Annotated in this window: 3 protein-coding genes; all 3 read left to right on the top strand. The window is 63.9% G+C overall.

The genetic code is table 11. The features are described from left to right. Positions 1–69 precede the first annotated feature (69 nt). Entirely contained in the window at positions 70–501 is a 432-nt protein-coding gene (locus ACFXHE_RS44055) for a M24 family metallopeptidase (protein WP_379391758.1), read from the top strand. 310 nt (positions 502–811) lie between these two features. Continuing rightward, entirely contained in the window at positions 812–1,303 is a 492-nt protein-coding gene (locus ACFXHE_RS44050) for a recombinase family protein (RefSeq protein ID WP_379391756.1), read from the top strand. A 194-nt stretch (positions 1,304–1,497) separates the two neighbouring features. Next, positions 1,498–2,148 (top strand): IPT/TIG domain-containing protein (locus ACFXHE_RS44045; RefSeq protein ID WP_379391754.1); only part of this gene is annotated, 651 nt, incomplete at its 3' end.

The raw sequence follows: 2,148 nt of genomic DNA, 5'->3' as shown, positions 1-2,148 counted from the left end.
AGCCCCAACGCATTCCGTCAGCAATGGTCACCGACCGAGTTCGAGCAACAAATCCAACTCGCATAACCGGTGGACCTGCAACCGGGGCCCAGTCAGATCGAGCACACCGCCCGGATCGCGAACGAGTGCTACGCCGCCGGTCTGGCGACGCTTCGCCCGGGCACCAGGTTCGGGGAAGTCTCCGAGGCCATGCTGGCACCCGCCGAGGCAGTCGGTGCCTGGTTCCGCGGCCCCCAGATCCACGGACTCAACCCCTACGGCGCCTTCAGCCGCATCCCCGGCGGACGCATCCAGGCCGAAGGCGGTGACCTGTACCCGATAGCGCCCCCACGACCTGCGACGTTGGCTGACATGCCCCTCGAGCCCGGAATGTCGTTCGCCTTCGAACCGAGCTGTGGAATCGGCGACCACATGGTCACCCTCGGCGGGACGGCTCTGGTCGGCGAAGACGAGCCGATCGAACTCAACCCACTGACTGCCGAACTGCTGCGCGCCATGTAGGGCCATCGGCTCGATCCTCCACCGCCCCAACGAGATCCGACTGCCGGTGCAGATCGCGCCGGTTCCGACTCCCGTGGCCGGTGGGTCGTCAGGTGGGGGAACACAGTGCCATCGCACGATCAGCCGTTACGAACGCTGCGCCGCATCAACCTTCAACTGCTCGGCAGACCGTGTTCGTCGGAGCTGTTCCGTAAGCCGATCGGCCACCGGAACACCCCGCTGCGCCGGTTCGGCCCCAGGTCACGGGTGTTCCGTAAGACTGTTCCGCGAACCGTTCCGGTGAACCCCCGCTTTCTGGAACGCTTTCCGCATGGGTGGGCCGTTCCGCGTCGGATACTGCCGCTGTTCGACCGACGAACAGGACGTCGAGATCCAGACCGAGCAGCTACTCGCGCTCGGCGTACCACGCGAACGGATCTTCATCGACAAAGGCTTCTCCGGCACGACGCGCAAGAACCGCGCCGGTCTCGACAACGCGCTTGCCGCGGTCACCTCGGCCGCGGCGGCCGTCACCGGACAGCAGGTGGTTCTGACCACGACGAAGTTCGACCGGTTCGCACGGAATATGGCCGAAGCCGGGGAGATCCTGACCGGCCTGCGCGAGCGGGACGTGCTGTTCAGGGGTAGTGGGGCATCTGCCCGGAATCTGGCGTTAGCATCTAAATACACTGCAAGACAACATGATTCGAGTCCACATGCGCGGATTCGAGTCCACATGCGCGCTGGCGCGAAATCCGGCATCGGTCGTAACTCGATGCACTACCTGCGGAAACGTGGTCCGCGCAGCGGCGCGACTCGGTGAATTATGTAGTGGTGCAACCGCCGGATTCCGGGCAGTTGCACCACTACTGCCCCGGGAAGAACCGGACGAAAACGAACCAGGGATTCATTGCCGAAGTGCCACCGCTGGAGGGTTACTGGATATAGCGGATGCCACGACAAGATCGGCATCCGTTGCAGTACAACCATTCTCACCATCCCTGAGGAGGGATACCGATGGCTCCCGTTCTCACTTCGCTCACACCCGATACCGGCCCTAAAGCGGGTTTGAACCCTGTGGTGATCACCGGCTCCGGGTTCAGCGGTGTCGGTTCCTTGACCGTGCGGTTCGGCGCGACGGCAACCACATTCACCATCGACTCCGATACCCAGATCACCGCCATCGCCCCGGCCGGGACGGGCGCGGTGAACGTCACCGTCACCGCGAATCTGGACGGCACCAGTAACCCGCTGCCCTACACCTATGGCAGCGTTCTCTTCGTCACCGATGGCCTCAACCCGGGCACGGTGTATTCGGTACCGGCAGCCGGCGGCGTGCCAACCGTACTGGCGACCGGCCTGAACAAGCCTCGGGGCCTGGCTGTCTCCGGTAACACCGTCTTCATCGCCGATTCCGGGAACAACAGGGTGGTGTCGATGCCCACGCCCGGTGGCCCGATAACCCCCTTCGTGACCGGTCTGTCGAGCCCTGACACTGTCGCCGTTTCCGGTAACACCCTCTACATCGCCGAAGAGGGGAACAACAGCGTGGTGTCGGTGCCTATCGGCCACATGAGGTTCCCCCCAAATGGTGGACAGGGGGGCTTGTGCGCTGTCAGGCAGCCGCGTGAAGTGACTTCTCGAAATTGTCGGGGCTTTGCATCCCGA

The sequence above is a fragment of the Nocardia sp. NPDC059229 genome (assembly GCF_042754165.1).
Lineage (GTDB): Bacteria > Actinomycetota > Actinomycetes > Mycobacteriales > Mycobacteriaceae > Nocardia.
This window is presented reverse-complemented; position numbering and strand designations above follow the sequence as displayed.